The sequence below is a fragment of the Flavobacterium sp. MR2016-29 genome, assembly GCF_015350695.1.
GTDB lineage: Bacteria > Bacteroidota > Bacteroidia > Flavobacteriales > Flavobacteriaceae > Flavobacterium.
On record NZ_JADKPU010000008.1, the window covers coordinates 49317 to 65995 of the forward strand.

Here is a 16679-nt window from a genome sequence, read left to right on the forward strand (position 1 = left end):
TATAGAAATACAAAAAAGGGTATCTAAAAATACAGATACCCTTTTTTAAAGCGTTTAAAAATGCAGATTATTTAAAAAACTTCTGAAGATTTGAAAAATTTGTCAGCAAATTGTGACGGCGTTTCTCCGTACTTTTTCTGAAAGCATTTGCTGAAGTATTTTGGATTGTTGAAACCCACTTTATAACTGATTTCAGAAACGTTTAATTTATTTTGTTCTAATAATTGAGCAGCACGTTTTAATCGTATTTCATGAATAAATTCGTTTGGTGTATAATTCGTCCAAGCTTTGATTTTTAGAAATAACATCGTACGGCTTACGCCTAATTCTGAACAGAAAAACGGAATATCAAATTGCTCGTTTGAAATATTTTCTTCGACAATTTTAAATGCTTTTTTCAGCAAATCTTCGTCTAAAGAAGAAACCGTGATTTCTGACGGAATAAAATTATCCTCGCTTGTAAATTTGTTTTTGAGTCTTTCGGTTGAATTTAAAAGATTTTTTACGCGAAGTTTAAATTCAATTAAATTGAAAGGTTTACTGATGTAATCATCGGCACCGCTTTCGAGTCCTTCAAATTTATAAACCAAAGATGATCTCGAAGTCAGTAATATAACCGGAATATGACTTGTTTTGAGATTTTCTTTAATTTTAGAACAAAGCTCTGTTCCCACCATTTCTGGCATAATAACGTCGCTGATAATTAAATTTGGAATATGTTTTATCGCTTTGTCGTAGGCAATTTTCCCGTTTTCGGCTTCAATAATATTGTATTCTTTTTTGAGAAGATTTTTCATAAATGAACGAAGTACTTTATGATCTTCAACAATCAAAATAGTCTGTTTTTCTTCATTAACTACAAAATCATTAATGTCTTCAGGTTCTGAAATTTCCGAAGTTTCTAATTGAGAAGTGTATTGAACAATATCATCACTGATTTTAAAATCTTGAATAATTTCACTGTCTAAAAGATGTTCTCTGCCCAGCGGAAGTGTCACTTTAAAAACAACCCCTGCCTTTTCTTTATTGGTTACTTCAATGTTTCCCTTATGTAGTTTCACAATGTTTTTTACAATTGACAAACCAATTCCAGTTCCTTTATTATAGTTTTTCTGAACATTGTTGTGCATCGGAACTTCAAAAAACAAATCAAAAATTTTATCTATATGCTCTGCAGCAATTCCAACTCCAGAATCCTCAATAGCAATAAAAATATTTTCGCTGTCGTGCGATATTTTAAGATGGATTTTGCCGCCTTTTGGCGTATATCTAAAAGCATTTGAAATCAGATTGTAAAAAACACGCTCTAATTTGTATCGATCAAAATAAACCAGAATTTCTTCTTCAGATGATTCAAAAGTATAAGTGTAACCGCCGTCTTTTGCATATTCAATAAAAGACAAAAAGATTTCTTTAGTAAATTTTACAATATTTCCCTTTGCTGATTCGAGTTTCACTTGATGATTTTCTAATTTTCTAAAATCCATTAAACGGTTAATGAGACTTAAAAGATGATTGGCACTTCCTTCAATAACCAAAAGCTTTTTATACATTTCATTGGTTCCGTTATAATCGGCTAAAATCTGTTGTAATGGACCTAAAATCAGTGTTAAAGGTGTTCTGAATTCATGCGAGATATTGGTAAAAAAGTCAAGTTTTGCTAAATTGTTTTCTTCAATTCGTTTGGTTTCTAAATACTCCAATTCCAATTTTTGTTTAAGCCTGGCTTTTGATTTCATAATCCAAATTAAACCGTACAATCCGAGCCCAATTAAAATTCCATACAATAAAAAAGCCCAAATACTGCGCCAAGGAGCTGGATTTACAATCACTGTTAAAGTTGTTGGCACCTTATTCCAAACACCGTCATTATTGGCTCCTCGAACTTCAAAAACATAAGTTCCCGGATTTTGAATGGCAAAAATAGCTTCCGTATTTTTAGTAATGGTCCAATTGTTTTCCAATCCCGTCAAGCGGTAACTGTATTGATTGTTTTTTGATCGAATGTAATTTGGAATCGCAAAATCTATTGAAAAATTGGCTTTATCGTAATCAAGCGTAATGGTTTTGGTGTAGCCAATGCTTTTTTCTAAAATCTCAGCTGCATCATTTGCGTTGATCGTTTCATTTTTGATTTTCAGATTAGTGATTAAAACCTGCGGTGCATATTGATTTATGGAAATTTTCTTGGCATCAAAATAAGTTGCGCCAGACGGGCTTCCAAAATAAAACTTATTTGAATCGAGTTTTAACGCCGAATTATCATTGAATTCATTACTCGCCAAACCATCTTTCTGGTCATAAATAACAACGGTTTTTTGAGTGGTACTGTATTTTATAATTCCCTGATTCGTACTGATCCATAGGTTTTTATCGTCATCTTCGAGTATCGAATGTATAGATGTAATAACCGTATTTCCAACTCTTAAATTAATTTTATTGAATTTTTTCCCATCATAATAATGAAGCCCTTTCGCTTTGGTGCCAACCCAAATTTTCTTGTGGCTGTCTTGAAACAAAGTCAAAATATCATCACCAGATAAAGAAGAACTATCAAAAAAGTAATGTTTAATGGAATAATTATTTGGACTAAAATTATTACTCGGAATAAAATTTAGACCGTTTTGAGTTCCAACCCAGATACCATTTTTTTGATCTACTAAAATGGTTCGGATAATATTATTGGTTAAGAAATTAGGTTTAGCAGCATCATTGCCAATAACTTGAAAAGTTTTAGCAATGGTATCGTAACGAATTAATCCTTTGCCAAAAGTACCAATCCAGAGAATGCCATTTTTTTCTGATTTAATAGAATAAACACCGGATTCTTTTAATAAGGCATTTAAATCAGAACCAATTCTGTTGTCTTCAATTCTTTTAGAAATAGTATTGTAAGCAGACAAACCTTTCGAAAAAGTTCCAATCCATAAAATGTCTTCTGCAAGACACATTGATTTAATATCATTTTTTGTAGTCTGACCGCTTTTGCTGTTGATATAACTTGTAGTTTCACTATTCTTATTATAAACAGTGATGCCGCCGCCTTCTGTTCCAAAATAAATGTTCTGATTTTTATCAGCAATAATCGAACTTACGACATCAAAACTCATCGGAATTTTTTTCGAATTCTGATTATAATTAGAAAAATTGACATTCGAAATATCCCAAATATTAACCCCTTTATAATAGCATCCAATCCAAACCGAACCTTTTTGATCAATAAAAACAGATTTTACTTTGTCGATTCCGTTACTGTTGTTGCTGTTGTTTATTTTTTGCAGGCTTTTGTCTTTGCCTAAAATGTAGATTCCGTCATAAGCACCAATCCATAAAGAACCCTGACTGTCAATTGCCAATGAACGAATATCAGTATTGATTTCGCGATATTTTTCATCGGATAAAAAAGAGACGAATTGATTAGAAGTTTTATCGAATTTTAAAAGGCCTTTATTTTTTGTCCCGATCCATAAATTCCCTGAAGTATCTTCGGCAATTGCCTGAACATTTAGCTCATCAACAGGATTTAAAAGGTGGTTTTTGAAGATAAATTTTCCGTTTTTTCTGCTGAGAAGCTTACATAATCCTTTTGTAGTTCCAATCCAGATTTCGCCTTTTTTTGTTTTTAAGATTGTAATGATATTATTGCTAGGCAGAGTAGAAGCGTCTGTATCCGAATGAAAAATAGAAGTGAATTTGCTGTTTTTTTTGTTGTAAATTGTTAATCCTTTTGAAGTTCCAAACCACATTTCATTGCCAATTTCCTTTATAGACCAAATGGCGTTACTGCTTATGGTATGATTGGTTTTGGTATGAAGATATCTTGTAAATGTATTCTGAACAGGATCGTAACAGTTTAGCCCATTGTAAGTTCCAACCCAAATTTTTCCTGAATTATCTTCCTCAATCGATAAAATATCGTTGTTGCTGATCGAATGTTTATTTGTCACATCATTTCTGAAAATGGTGAATTTGCTTCCGTCATATTTATTTAGACCGTCACGCGTACCAAACCACATCTGGCCAAATTTATCCTGATGTATAGCAATAACAGAACTCTGCGAAAGTCCATCAGCAGTAGAAATATTTTTAAGCCGATATTTATTTTGGGAAAATATATTTCCGAAAACAAACAGAATTGTGAGAAAAGCTATTTTGTATTTCATAGCGTTTTTTTTAAGGTTCAAAGAGGCAAAGGTTCAAAGAGGCAAAGGTTTTCTCATTTTATGTCATTTCTTTCTTGTATAAAAAAATCAAAAAAACTAGTTTTCATACATAGCTATACTCAAAGTACTATGATTGTTAATGTAAGTGAAACGCCTTTTATATGCCAAAAACTATGTTTCTATGTGTTTGAATTATTTTTTTAAGCGGTTCTTTAGTTGATAATTGTACAGTGAAGGAATTTTATCCATTGGTGTATTTACAAATTCAATAAAAGCGTCGGGTTCATATTTTATTTCGAATTTAGCATTTCCGTTAACGCCTATAATTCTGGCAAATGGTCCGTCTTTCATTCCGTATAATAAAACTGCTTTAGAATCTGGATTTGCAACGTCTATATTTAAATTCCAAAACGTACTGAACGGTCCGTGGGAGGGTTTCCAATAATCAGCACCGCCACCGCCAAATAACAGGTAACTGTTGTTTTTATCTTGAGTTATGTGAACGGTTATATTATCGAATAAATTTTGATGATTGGCTCCAGAATGCTGATCTAAAAGTGGATCAGCAAAAATTTCACAATTCTGATATACATTTTTCGTCGCAAAAGTATTGAAGCTCAGCGGATGAACTGTTTTATTATAAATTTTAAGATTTTTGACCAAAACATTATGCACACCGCCTAAAGTCACAGTATAATGAGCCATATGATCACCATTTGTAATGATATCTTGAACCGTAACATTTGAAATTTCTTCAGCTAAAATACCGCTGTCGGCATTGGTAATGGTAACATCTTTGACCCAGCTGTTAAAAAGACGCGTTAAAAATATCGCATTATTTCCCGGCTCGACATGATGCGCAACTCTTGGAATATCAGGAAAAGTAAAACGCAGATGCTCAATTCCAACTTCATTTAAATGTTTCCATTCTACCAATTGTGCCTGATAACTCGGTTTTATGGCAATGGTTAAAGGTGTTTTTATAGTTATTTTAGAACCTGAAATCTTAGTAATTTCTACTTGTTGTCTAACGATTGGAAGTTTCGGAAATTTCCAATGATGCGAACCTGGTTTTACATTGGCACCTTTATATAAATCTTTGATGATTTCGCCTTTTTCTCCATCTTTATTGAATAACTGAAGTTCGACAATATCTCCGACTTTTAAATTTTTGACATCAGAAACTGTAATGCTATGTTCGCCCATATTGCCAGAGCTGACTTTCGCTAAAACATTTGGAGTTGGCTCGTATTTATCTAAATACGATTTTACGCGCTCATTCGGGACTTGTGTCCAAATAAAACCTCCAGACCAGGCATATTGCGAAAAAGCCAAATCAATATTGTTTTCTGGTTCGCGCTGTCTTTTGTCGAAAGTGGTTAAATATTCTCTTAATTCTGCAAGTGATTCAGGATCTTTAAGATACATCAGCGGTCGAGGACAATAAATTTCTGTACCATTTTCTCCAGAACCTGCACCTCGAAGTACAAAATTGCTTCTTTCGATGTATACTACATCACTTAGGATAATTCGTCCGGCGGGTAATTGCAAAATTACATTTCCCTGTGTTTCATTAGCAATTTTTAAAGCCTTCAAAAGTGCTTTCGAATCATCTAAATTATCATTTGCCTTTACGCCAAAATCTGTGGCATTAATAACTTTTCCTTCGTTTTGTGAGATTTGACTTTCGCCGAAATGATATCCGGCATAGCTGAAATCAGGGAGATAATTGGTTTTTGAAGTAATAATCTTGGGTATTTCCTGTGCCATTAAAGTGTCCATAAAAAGAACACAGGAGATAAGAATGGCTTGGCGAATCATGGTTTTGTGGTTTTTTGTGGTTAGTTAGTTTTTTTTGAGCTTTTGCCGCTACGCTAAGACACTAAGTTTTTATTTCTCTCGCAGATCTCGCCAGATTTAGCAGATTACATTTAAAAGTGTAGTTTGTCATTTCGAGGAACGAGAAATCACACTAATAGCGCTGTAAAGATTATCTGTTTTCTTTTAGAATTTCGAGTGCGATTCTTCCTTCGTCAGGATGACAAAAAATCCGCTAAACCTGCGAGATAAAAAAAATCTCTACCTTCTTCGCAACAAACTTTTATAAAGATCTTTTGATCCCCATTTCAAGACCGCGCAATTCTGCAAGACCTCTTAAACGGCCAATTGCAGAATAACCCGGATTTGTTTTTTTATTCAAATCGTCCAGCATTTGATGCCCGTGGTCAGGGCGCATCGGCAAGCTGCTTCCGTTTCTTTTTTCTACTTCGATAATTGCTTTTACAACTTCGTACATATCTACATCACCCTCAAGATGATTGGCTTCATAAAAACTTCCTTCTTCGTCTCTTTCGGTACTTCTTAAATGAATAAAATTCATTTTATCGCCATGACGTTTTACAATTCCTGGCAAATCGTTGTCTTCTCTTACGCCGTATGAACCTGTACACATCGTAAAACCGTTTGATTTAGAAGGCGCAGCATTCATTAATTCAGTTAAGTCTTCTTCGGTGCTCACAACTCTCGGCAAGCCTAAAATCGGGTAGGGCGGATCATCAGGATGAATCGCCATCAAAACGCCTTTACTTTCGGCTACTGGAATAATTTCTTTTAAAAAGAAAAAAAGATTTTCCTTTAATGCTTTTCTGTCAATATGATTATAACCACTCAAAGTCACTAGAAAATCTTCTACAGAATAAGCTTCTTCAGCACCTGGAAGCCCTGCTAGAATATTTTGCTGCAATCTTACTTTATCATCATCGCTCATGGCGTTAAAGTATTTAGAAGCCTTTTCAATTTGTATTGAGGTGTATTCTCTTTCTGCTCCAGGTCTTTTCAAAATAAACAATTCAAAAGCAGCAAAAGCATTAATGTCAAAACGCAAAGCCTTTGATCCGTCTGCTGTTACATAAGCCAAATCAGTTCTTGACCAATCTAAAACCGGCATGAAATTGTAACAGATGCATTTTATCCCGCATAAAGCTAAGTTTCGAATGCTTTCTTTATAGTTTTCAATGTATTGAAGGTAATTTCCAGTTTGTTTTTTAATGTCTTCATGAACCGGAACACTTTCTACAACAGACCAAGTCAGGCCAGAAGCACCTTTTTTAGGATCTCCATCCTGATGTTCAATTTCGACTTTACGTTTTATAATTTCGTCGATACTCCAGACTTCTCCATTCGGAATATGATGGAGAGCGGTAACAATTCCGGTTGCTCCGGTTTGTGCGATATCTTGTAAAGAAACAGGATCATTTGGTCCGAACCATCGTAATGTTTGTTCCATTCTAATTTGCTTTTTGATAATTATTTAAATACTAGAAGCCGAAAATCCTCCGTCTACTTTTATAATGGTTCCTGTCACAAATTTTGACATGTCGCTGCATAAAAATAAAAGCGCACCATCAATATCTTGCGGCGTCCCAAATCTTCCCATTGGAGTATGATCGATAATTTTTTCACCTCTTGGAGTTAATTTTCCTTCTGGAGTAAGCAATAAAGCTCGATTTTGTTCTCCGATGAAAAATCCAGGCGAAATAGCGTTTACACGAATTCCTTCGCCATATTTTGTTGCCAGTTCAACCGACATCCATTGTGTGAAATTGTCAATCGCGGCTTTCGATGCTGAATACCCAACAACTCTCGTCAGAGGTCTTTGTGCTGAAGCTGATGAAATATTGATGATAATTCCCTGTTTTTGTTTGGCAAAAAGCTCAGCAAATACTTGCGAAGGAAGCATTGTTCCAATAATATTCAGATCTACTACTTTTTGTAAATCATCAACCTGCATGTCATAAATGGCTTGATCTGGACTAATGGTTGCTCCGGGCATATTTCCTCCAGCAGCGTTGATCAGAATGTCAAGTCGGCCGTATTTTTCAACAATTAAATTTTTTGCGTTTTCTAGTTCTTCTTTATTCAAAACATTTGCCTGAATTGCAAAAGCTTTTCCGCCATTGCTTTCGATTGCTTCTACCGTTTTATTGGCTTTTTCAATCGATTGAGAAACGATTCCGACAATAACGCCCTTATTAGCCAGAACGTTTGCAAAGTTGCTTCCTAATACACCGGCGCCGCCCGTTATAAGTGCTATTTTCCCTCTTAGGTTAAATATTGAATCCATATTTATATTATTTTCTAATCGTCTGAACTATTTCAAGAACTTTCCTTGTTTCACTGGCAATTACATCATAATCAGCTTCGTCCATACGTTTTTTACTGATTAGTTTGCTTCCCAATCCAACAGAAGAAGCTCCTGCCAAAAACCAGTTGTGAATGTTATCGTGTGTAGTATCGACACCGCCTGTTACCATAAAAATTAGGTTTGGAAATATATCTTTAATACTGCTCAAAAAATCTGGACCTAAAATATTTCCAGGAAAAAGTTTTACGAATTTTATTCCAGCATTTTCAGCGGCAATTATTTCTGTTGGTGTCATACAGCCAGGAGCGTACAAAACGTTTTTGCTTTTTAAATAAACAGCAACCTCAGGCACAAAACCAGGACTTATAAAAAAGTCAGCTCCAGCAGCATAAAATTCTTCTGCCTGTGATACATTTTTTATAGTTCCGATGCCCAACAGCATTCCAGGCATTTCTGCATTTCGCACTTCAACCATTTTTTTGAAATTGAATATTGCTTCTGAACCTCTGTTGGTATACTCAACAGCTCTGATTCCTGCATTGTACAATGTTCTAAGAACATCAATACTGATCGTTTGATTGGTATTGAAATACAGCGGAAGAATTCCTTGAGCTGCGACAATGTCTATTGAATTTTGGATAGTACTCATGCGTCTATTTTTACTTTAATAACGATTTTTTTTAGCGTGCCTTCGCCAATCATTGCAGCGTGAACATCTTCTGGGAATAATATAGCAAACTGTTTTTCCTGCAATTGAAAAAACATATCTGGCTTGTCATGAAAAAAGCGAACGTCTTTTTCATCGCTGTAATCTCCATTTGGACTGATGCATTTTTCTCTCGGTTTCCAAGCAAAAGTTTCTGGACCTTTTATTGAAATTTGTATGTCTATATTTTTATCATGACATTCAAAACCTTTAATGCTTTCTTCTTTAGTCGTTCCTTCGCCAACTATTACAATTACTTTTAGTCCTTCGGCAATTTCAATAACGCCTTCTTCAAGTTTGCTTATGTCATTTTGGTTTACATAATCAAATGCTTTTTTGAAATTAGGATGCAGGCTATGATATTTGGCTGCATTTTGTAATGAATCTACTATCATTTTTATGTTTTATATATTTTAATTATTAAATTTGCGTGTACGCACACGGATTATTACAAATGTATATAAAAAGTTAAGTAAAACAACTTATATTTACTGAAAATAATAATAATTTTAGGTCTTTAACAACTTCATTTTAACTTAAAAAGAAAGAATATCATAACTATTAAAAAAATTGCAGCACTTGCAAACGTTTCGCCGGGAACGGTTGACCGCATTATCCATAATCGTGGGCAGGTAGCTCAGGAAAATGTAGATAAGGTAAATGCTATTATAGAAGAATACGGCTACAAACGAAATATTCTGGCTAGTAATCTGGCATTAAATAAGAAGTTTCGATTTGCTGTTTTTCTTCCAAAATATGAAAATTTAGAATACTGGAAAAGTCAGATTATCGGAATTGAAAAAGCCGCTGTCGAATTTGGAAAATTTGGAGTTATTTTAGATTATTTCTTTTATGATTTTAATGAAGTTTCTTTTAAGGAAATGATCAAAAAAGTACTCGATTTTGAGTGTGACGGATTATTATTCGCACCTATTTTTTACGAAGAATCGGTACGTTTTTTAAATGAATATGAAGCTAAGAATATTCCAGTTGTCATGATCGATTCTAATATTTCAACTGATGAAGAACATGCTTATGTAGGTCAAGATGCTTTTCAGAGCGGTTATCTTGCAGGAAGGCTGATTAGTTTTGCTGTGAAAAATGAAAGGCAGATTTTGATTTTTAAGATTACGCGCGAAATTGAAAGTACATCTGTTTATTTGCAGCGTATCGACGGATTTTATTCTTTTTTTAGAGATAACCATGAACTTACAAATTTCAAATTTTCAGAAGTTACCATTAAAGATTCTGGTATTGATCAACTGAATTTAGAAATGTTTTCTGGGATAAACAGTGTTTTTGTTCCAAATTCCAGAGCTTATATTGTAGCCCGATTTTTATATGAAAACAATATCAAAGGCGTCCGAATTATAGGTTACGATTTATTAAAAGAAAATATCGAATACTTAAATAAAGGTGTAATTGATTTCTTGATTAACCAAAGACCAGAAGAACAAGGTTATATGGCTGTAAATCATTTGTATAAAAAATTAGTGCTTCAGGAAACAGTTGAAAAAACGCATTATATTCCGTTAGAGATTATTTTGAAGGAGAATTATTTTCCTGTGGGGAGAAAAAAATAGCCCGCGGGTTTGGCGGATTTAAGAGGGTTTTCGCTGGTTTATTATTCTCATTTTTGTCATTTCGAGGAACGAGAAATCACACATGCGACGCTACAAAGATTAGTGATAATTTTGCGGCATTTCTTGTGTGATTTCTCGTTCCTCGAAATGACAAGATTGTGTGTTATTTTCATTTTTTTTAATAACAAATCAGCGAAAACCCATTTAAATCCGCTAAACCCGAGGCCTCAATAATTTACTTCTTTACCTTAACACTAAGCGGATTATTTATTTTTTCAGCAAAAGAACTCAAATACTTTTCCCATTCTTGTTGGGTTTGAAACGGACTTCCTTTTTTCCATCCAAAACCGGTGTAATAGATTGCCTTCTTTTTCTTTATGCTGATATTTGCGTATAAATTACTTAAGTCTTTGTCGTTAGTTACATAATTCTCAAAACTAAGCAAGGTGTTGTTTGGAGCTACAATTCCCGTTCCGATTTCCGAATCATCGATAGGTTCCCAATGACTTATCCAGCCTTCTTTTACATTCGTACCAATAGTTCCTTTTTTGTCATGTAGCGTTAATCCGGCAGCAATTGTTTTGCTTCCTTTGATATTGATTTCGAAGCGAGAAAGATAACTTCCATAATCTAAACTGATTAATTTCGATTCAGTTATTTTATGTCCTTTTGCATCCCAATTCGCATAAGTCAAAATAAAACTTGTTCTGATTGGTCCTGTTGTAATAGTTTTCCAAGTGATGAAATTCTTAGAAAAATAATATTTTCCGTCTACGTTTGCAGCAATTCCGCCAACGCCTCGGCTGTCTCCAACATGAAAATTATCCAAACCTTCGCCTGTATCTTTATGGTACGTTCCGGTTCCTAAAGTTGCTTTTTCATACCATTTATTAATAATGGGATAATCAACTCTTTTTAACCAAGCGTCAATTCCGCTGGTCAAAGTTCCTCCGGCAACATTGTCTTCAACCATTTTTTGTGCAACTGGACCATAGGTTCTAAAAGCAACTTTATTATTTTCCCAAGCATAATCGTCTGTCCTTTCTGGAACAAATCTGGAATAGCAATTAATGTTTTTTGATGGTTCAGAATTAGAAGCGACAATTTCGAAATCTTTGCTTGACGAAGCGCCTATTTTTGGCTGAAACAATAATACATCCATATTTCCGTCGCCATCGTTATCAACGCTTTGCGTTTCTAAATATAAATTGGTGCTTGCTTCTTTAATACTAAAATTTTCGAGCTTTGCTGATTTTGGCAAACCAAGTGATTTTTTTGTCAGTTCTACGGTTTCAAATTCACGATTTACTGGAAGTGAATTTATTACGGTAATTGTTTTATTTTGAGATTGAACAGCAAAATTAGCTGCTAAAATTGCGATGAATAAAAGTGGTTTTTTCAAAATAGGATATAATTAATTTCTTTAAAGAAATGATTTTTTGATTTCATAAAAATACAAATCAAATAGCATATATAAATACATAAAAGGTATAAATAAGTACAGAATCTTGATAATGAGATTAATTCGAAAAAATCTTGCAATTAAATAGTATCTTTAGTTATAAAATCAGGATAACATGAAACAAAGCGCCGGCATATTAGCATACAAATTTATAGGTAAAACAATTTTTTTCTTTTTGGTTCACCCAGGCGGGCCATTCTGGAAAAACAAAGATTTAGAAAGCTGGTCAATTCCGAAAGGAGAATTTACAGAGGAAGAAGACCCTCTTGATGCTGCAGTACGCGAATTTAAGGAAGAAACGGGTTTTGAAGTCGAAGGCGATTTCATTAAACTAGAATATGTAAAATTAAAATCCGGTAAAATAGTCCACGCTTGGGCAGTTGAATTTGATCTTGATGAAACTATGATAAAAAGCAACGATTTCGAAATGGAATGGCCCCCAAAATCTGGAAAACTTCAAAATTTCCCCGAAATAGATAAAGGCGATTGGTTTCAGACAGACGAAGCTTTGAAAAAAATAAATCCCGCACAAGCTGATTTTATTATTCAAATAATTTCTAAAATTTCATCCTCACTTTAGATTTTGGGCATTTTAGGCTGTGAGCTTCAAACAGATTTTAAAAAAGCTTCTGGCTTAAAGCCTACAGCTTATAAATTGTAAAAAAAAAAGTATGGAAGTTAAATGTATAATTTTTGATTGTGATGGCGTTCTCGTAGATACTGAAAAAATAGGCAACGGCATCTTGCTTTCAATGGCTGCCGAATATGGCTTTCAAATGAAAATAGAAGATGCTTACCGAAATTTTAACGGACGCAGTTTAAAAGAATGTTTTCTTCAAATCGAGAATTCTATCGCTAAAAAACTTCCAGATAACTTTGAAGCAGATTACCGCCAAAAAAGTTTCGAAGCTTTCAAAACGCAAGTGACGCCTATGGAAGGTATCTTCAAATTCATAGAAAAATTAAAAATTCCGTATTGTGTGGCTTCAAGCGGTCCCGTTGACAAAATCAGACTGAATCTCGAAGTAGCAGGTTTGTTAGATAAATTCGAAAATAAAATATTTAGTTCGTATGAAATTAACAGCTGGAAACCAGATCCTGGAATCTTTTTACATGCCGCCAAAGAAATGAGTTTCGGTGTAAAAGACTGTATAGTTATTGAAGACAGCAAAGCCGGAGTAATTTCTGGAATTGGTGGAGGTTTTAAAGTGTACGGTTTTGCAAACGGTTACAATAATGAAGATTTAGAGAAAGAAGGTGCAATTCTTTTTCATTCGTATGAAGAGTTAAGCGATATTTTAGGATTTTAAAGTTTCAGGTTTCAAGTTTCAGGTTTCAAGTTTCAAGTTTCAGGTTTCAAGTTTCAGGTTTCAAGTTTCAAGTTTCAGGTTTCAAGTTTCAAGTTTCAAGTTCAGCGACTTTGTCAAAGTTTGCAAATTATCTAATTATCTAATAATCGAATTGCAAGATTATCAAAATCGAATGTAATTTGTTACATTAAAATAAATTTTTATATATTTGAATTTCGACATTCTCTTTTTTGATTGATAATTAATGTTAAATTATTAAGCTTTGATTGAAAAATTGGATGGTTTTTTATCTGACGAAAAGCTTTTCCCAAAGAGCTTTTTTCAGAAGTGATTTCCCAAAAGTCACTACATAACCTACATACAGAAACAAAAATGACGAAATTTATAATTAGAATTTTAGTTCTATTAATATCGCTTATTTCTCCAATTCTTAATTCCCAAATTAAAAAAATTGGCGTTCCTTTTATAACAAATTACAGTCCGAAAACTTATAAAGCAGCTTCAGAAAATTGGGATGTTCTCCAAGATTCTAAAGGAATGATGTTTTTTGCCAATCATTTCGGGATCATGCAGTTCGATGGTGTGCGATGGAGTATAATTACCCAGCCTGAAAACAAAAGTATGGTGCGTTCTCTTGCCATTGACAAACACGACAAAATCTACGTTGGCGCGCAAGGCGATTTTGGTTATGCATTTCAGTTGCCAAACGGACAGTATAAATATACTTCTCTAGCAAAATTACTCCCTGCTGCAGCCAGAAATTTTGGTGATGTTCTGCACACGGTTTTATTTAATAATGAAGTAATCTTTTTTTCAAGCGAAAAAATATTCATTTATAAGAATAATAAAATCAAGGTTATACAGTCAAATTCTAATTTTGATGAATTTTTTAAAGTCAATTCGGATATCTATGTTTTAGATAATGCAAAAGGTCTAATGAAACTTAAAGATGGCGTTTTGCAACCCACAACCGATGGGCAACAATTCGCTGGAATTAAAATTAGAAAGGCATTCGACACAAAAGAGGGATTATTATTGCTGACCCAAAAAAATGGGCTTTTTATTTATAAAAACAATCAAATAAAGCCTTTCGCTACTGAAGCTGATGATTTGCTCAAACAAAATCAAATCTCTACCGCAATACTACTTTCTGATGGATATTACGGAATCGGAACACGACAATCTGGGTTGATAGTTATAGATAGTGCAGGACATTTGATCCAGCACATCAACAAACAAATGGGGTTGCAGAACGAGTATGTAACGAATCTCAAGGTTGATAAAGAAGATAATTTGTGGGTGACGCTTAAAGAAGGTATTTCATTGATTCAGATTGCTTCGCCTTTGTCAAAAATTCGCGATACCTCAAATTCAGAAACTAAAATATATTGCAGTCACATTTATCAAAGCAAACTTTATATTGCTACAGACAATGGTGTATTTTGGCTTGATTGGGATGCCTATAAAAACGGTCAGCATGAAAATGTACATTTTCAGCATATTTCTGGTATGTCAGAAAACGTATGGAATGTTGGAGTTTTTGGAAATTCGCTGTTGGCTTTTGAGAAGAATGGAATTTTCGAGATAAAAAATAATACAGCCAAATTATTAGCAAAGATAGATGGCGCTTGGCAAGGTATAATTGTACCAAATCACCCTGATCTTTTGCTCGTTGGCGGTTACACGGGACTGTATTTATTAAAAAATAGAAACGGATCGTGGGCTTATCAAAATAAAATTAAAGGCTTTGAAGAAAGCAGCAGAATCATCGTAACGGATAAAGAGGGAAATATTTGGATTGCTCACGGCTATAAAGGAATTTATAAACTCAACTTTAATAAAACATTCGATGCTGTTTCAAATGTTCAGTTTTACAATCAGGCGGATGGTTTTCCGTCGAGCTTGTTTCTCAATACTTTTAAAATAAATAACGAGATGCTGTTTGGAACAACAAAAGGTATTTATAAACAAAATACGGTTTCAAAAAAAATGATTCCAGATCCAGTTTTTAAGAAATACTTGGGCTTAGAAAGTCATATCCGTTTGCTTAAAGCTGATAATCAAAATAATATCTGGTATATCTCAGGAGAAAATACAGGCAAAATGAGCCAGAAATCAAAAGGAAATTTTGAGATAGAAGAATTGCCTTTTCGAAAACTTCGATATTTATATGTACCAGGTTTTGAGAATATTCAGACGACTTCAAGCGGTGATGTTTTTTTTGGAACTCAAGACGGTTTGATTCATTATAATGCAACTAAAAATAAAAGATATCAATCTAAATATAAGGCAGTTATTTCTGAAGTGAAATCTATTTTTCCGAAAGACAGTTTATTATATTCCAGCAGGTATGATGTACTGCCAACGAATACGGAAACAGCAAATAATGTACTTTGTCCTGTTTTATCTTATTCAAATAACGCTTTGCATTTTTCATTTGCTTCACTGTGTTATGATGAAGCCGATGCAACAAAATACGAATATTGGCTTGAAGGTTTTGAACCAAAATGGTCAGAATACAGTCTTCAAACCGAAAAAGAATATACAAATTTGCCTGAAAACGAATATATCTTTCATGTGAGAGCAAAGAACATTTACGATGTGGTAAGTGAAGAAGCTGTTTTTAAATTTGAAATTCTACCGCCTTGGTACAGAACCGGTTGGGCTTATATTTTGTATTTGGCACTTTTTGGAGTTTTAATTTATGCGATTATCCGTTATCAAAAAAATCTTGCTGAACGTGATCGTGAACAGTTAATATTGAATCAGGAAAAAGAACTTTTACGAAACCGCGCCGAATTAAACGAGCAAAAACTCGCTTTAGAACAAGAGAACATGGCTATAATCCGTGATAATCTTGAAAACACAATTAATCTCCAAAATGCAAAAGTAGCTTCAAACACCGTGAACCTTATTCATTTGAATGAAATTCTTCTTTCTATAAAAGAACTGATTGGACAAATTGATAAGAAAAATGAACCAAATGTAAACTTCAGTTTATTAGCTAAAATAAACAAGTTAATCGATCATGAACTTCAAGGTGATAAACATTGGAATGAATTTGAAGAAATTTTCAATCAGCTTCACGATAATTTTATGCAGCGCCTCAAAACAAGCTATCCGGAATTAACGCCTCGCGACATGCGTTTGTGCGCTTACCTGCGAATGAATTTCAATACTAAAGAAATTGCACCGCTTTTAGGAATTTCGGTTCGAGGTGTTGAAGACACACGATATCGTATTCGAAAAAAATTACAGCTTCCTTCTGATGCAAACATAACCGAATTCATTCTAAATTTTTAGTTTTTTAT

11 protein-coding genes are annotated in these 16679 nt (G+C 33.8%); 4 read left to right on the forward strand and 7 right to left on the reverse strand.

Features of this window, described 5'->3' with window-relative positions; translation table 11 throughout:
- Nucleotides 1-71: 71 nt before the first annotated feature.
- From IR010_RS16340 to IR010_RS16365, 6 genes are all read right to left on the reverse strand, one after another.
- Nucleotides 72-4163 carry a two-component regulator propeller domain-containing protein gene (locus IR010_RS16340; RefSeq protein ID WP_194605399.1) on the reverse strand — a complete coding sequence of 1364 codons (4092 nt, stop codon included), beginning with the start codon at nucleotides 4161-4163 and terminating at the stop codon, nucleotides 72-74.
- 192 nt (nucleotides 4164-4355) lie between these two features.
- Complete coding sequence (locus tag IR010_RS16345) at nucleotides 4356-5984, reverse strand: hypothetical protein (RefSeq protein ID WP_194605402.1); 1629 nt, start codon at nucleotides 5982-5984, stop codon at nucleotides 4356-4358.
- A gap of 280 nt (nucleotides 5985-6264) precedes the next feature.
- Nucleotides 6265-7449, reverse strand: a complete 1185-nt coding sequence (gene uxuA, locus IR010_RS16350; protein ID WP_029272563.1) for a mannonate dehydratase — start codon at nucleotides 7447-7449, stop codon at nucleotides 6265-6267.
- A 24-nt stretch (nucleotides 7450-7473) separates the two neighbouring features.
- On the reverse strand, nucleotides 7474-8286 hold the full coding sequence (locus IR010_RS16355) for an SDR family oxidoreductase (RefSeq protein WP_194605405.1): 813 nt from the start codon (nucleotides 8284-8286) through the stop codon (nucleotides 7474-7476).
- Nucleotides 8287-8293: 7 nt separating this feature from the next.
- Nucleotides 8294-8956, reverse strand: coding sequence for a bifunctional 4-hydroxy-2-oxoglutarate aldolase/2-dehydro-3-deoxy-phosphogluconate aldolase (locus IR010_RS16360; protein ID WP_194605408.1), 663 nt, complete (start codon nucleotides 8954-8956; stop codon nucleotides 8294-8296).
- The gene (locus tag IR010_RS16365; RefSeq protein WP_029272560.1) at nucleotides 8953-9408 is read right to left on the reverse strand and encodes a YhcH/YjgK/YiaL family protein; all 456 of its coding nucleotides are present in this window, start codon (nucleotides 9406-9408) and stop codon (nucleotides 8953-8955) included. The genes IR010_RS16360 and IR010_RS16365 overlap by 4 nt, the downstream gene beginning before the upstream one ends.
- 174 nt (nucleotides 9409-9582) lie before the next feature.
- Here IR010_RS16365 and IR010_RS16370 point away from each other — a divergent pair, with 174 nt between their 5' ends.
- A complete protein-coding gene (locus IR010_RS16370; protein WP_194569800.1) occupies nucleotides 9583-10596 on the forward strand; it encodes a LacI family DNA-binding transcriptional regulator in 1014 nt (337 codons plus the stop codon).
- 235 nt (nucleotides 10597-10831) lie between these two features.
- On the opposite strand, the gene IR010_RS16375 is transcribed toward IR010_RS16370, so the two are convergent.
- On the reverse strand, nucleotides 10832-11998 hold the full coding sequence (locus IR010_RS16375; RefSeq protein ID WP_194605411.1) for a DUF4861 family protein: 1167 nt from the start codon (nucleotides 11996-11998) through the stop codon (nucleotides 10832-10834).
- A 175-nt stretch (nucleotides 11999-12173) separates the two neighbouring features.
- Here IR010_RS16375 and IR010_RS16380 point away from each other — a divergent pair, with 175 nt between their 5' ends.
- The 3 genes from IR010_RS16380 (at nucleotide 12174) to IR010_RS16390 (ending at nucleotide 16671) form a co-directional block, all read left to right on the forward strand.
- Nucleotides 12174-12638 (forward strand): NUDIX hydrolase, encoded by a 465-nt coding sequence (locus IR010_RS16380; RefSeq protein ID WP_194569646.1) that lies wholly within the window; start codon nucleotides 12174-12176, stop codon nucleotides 12636-12638.
- Between the two features lie 91 nt (nucleotides 12639-12729).
- Nucleotides 12730-13368 (forward strand): HAD family hydrolase, encoded by a 639-nt coding sequence (locus IR010_RS16385; protein WP_194569644.1) that lies wholly within the window; start codon nucleotides 12730-12732, stop codon nucleotides 13366-13368.
- Nucleotides 13369-13740: 372 nt separating this feature from the next.
- Entirely contained in the window at nucleotides 13741-16671 is a 2931-nt protein-coding gene (locus IR010_RS16390; protein ID WP_194569642.1) for a triple tyrosine motif-containing protein, read from the forward strand.
- The last annotated feature ends 8 nt before the right edge of the window (nucleotides 16672-16679 follow it).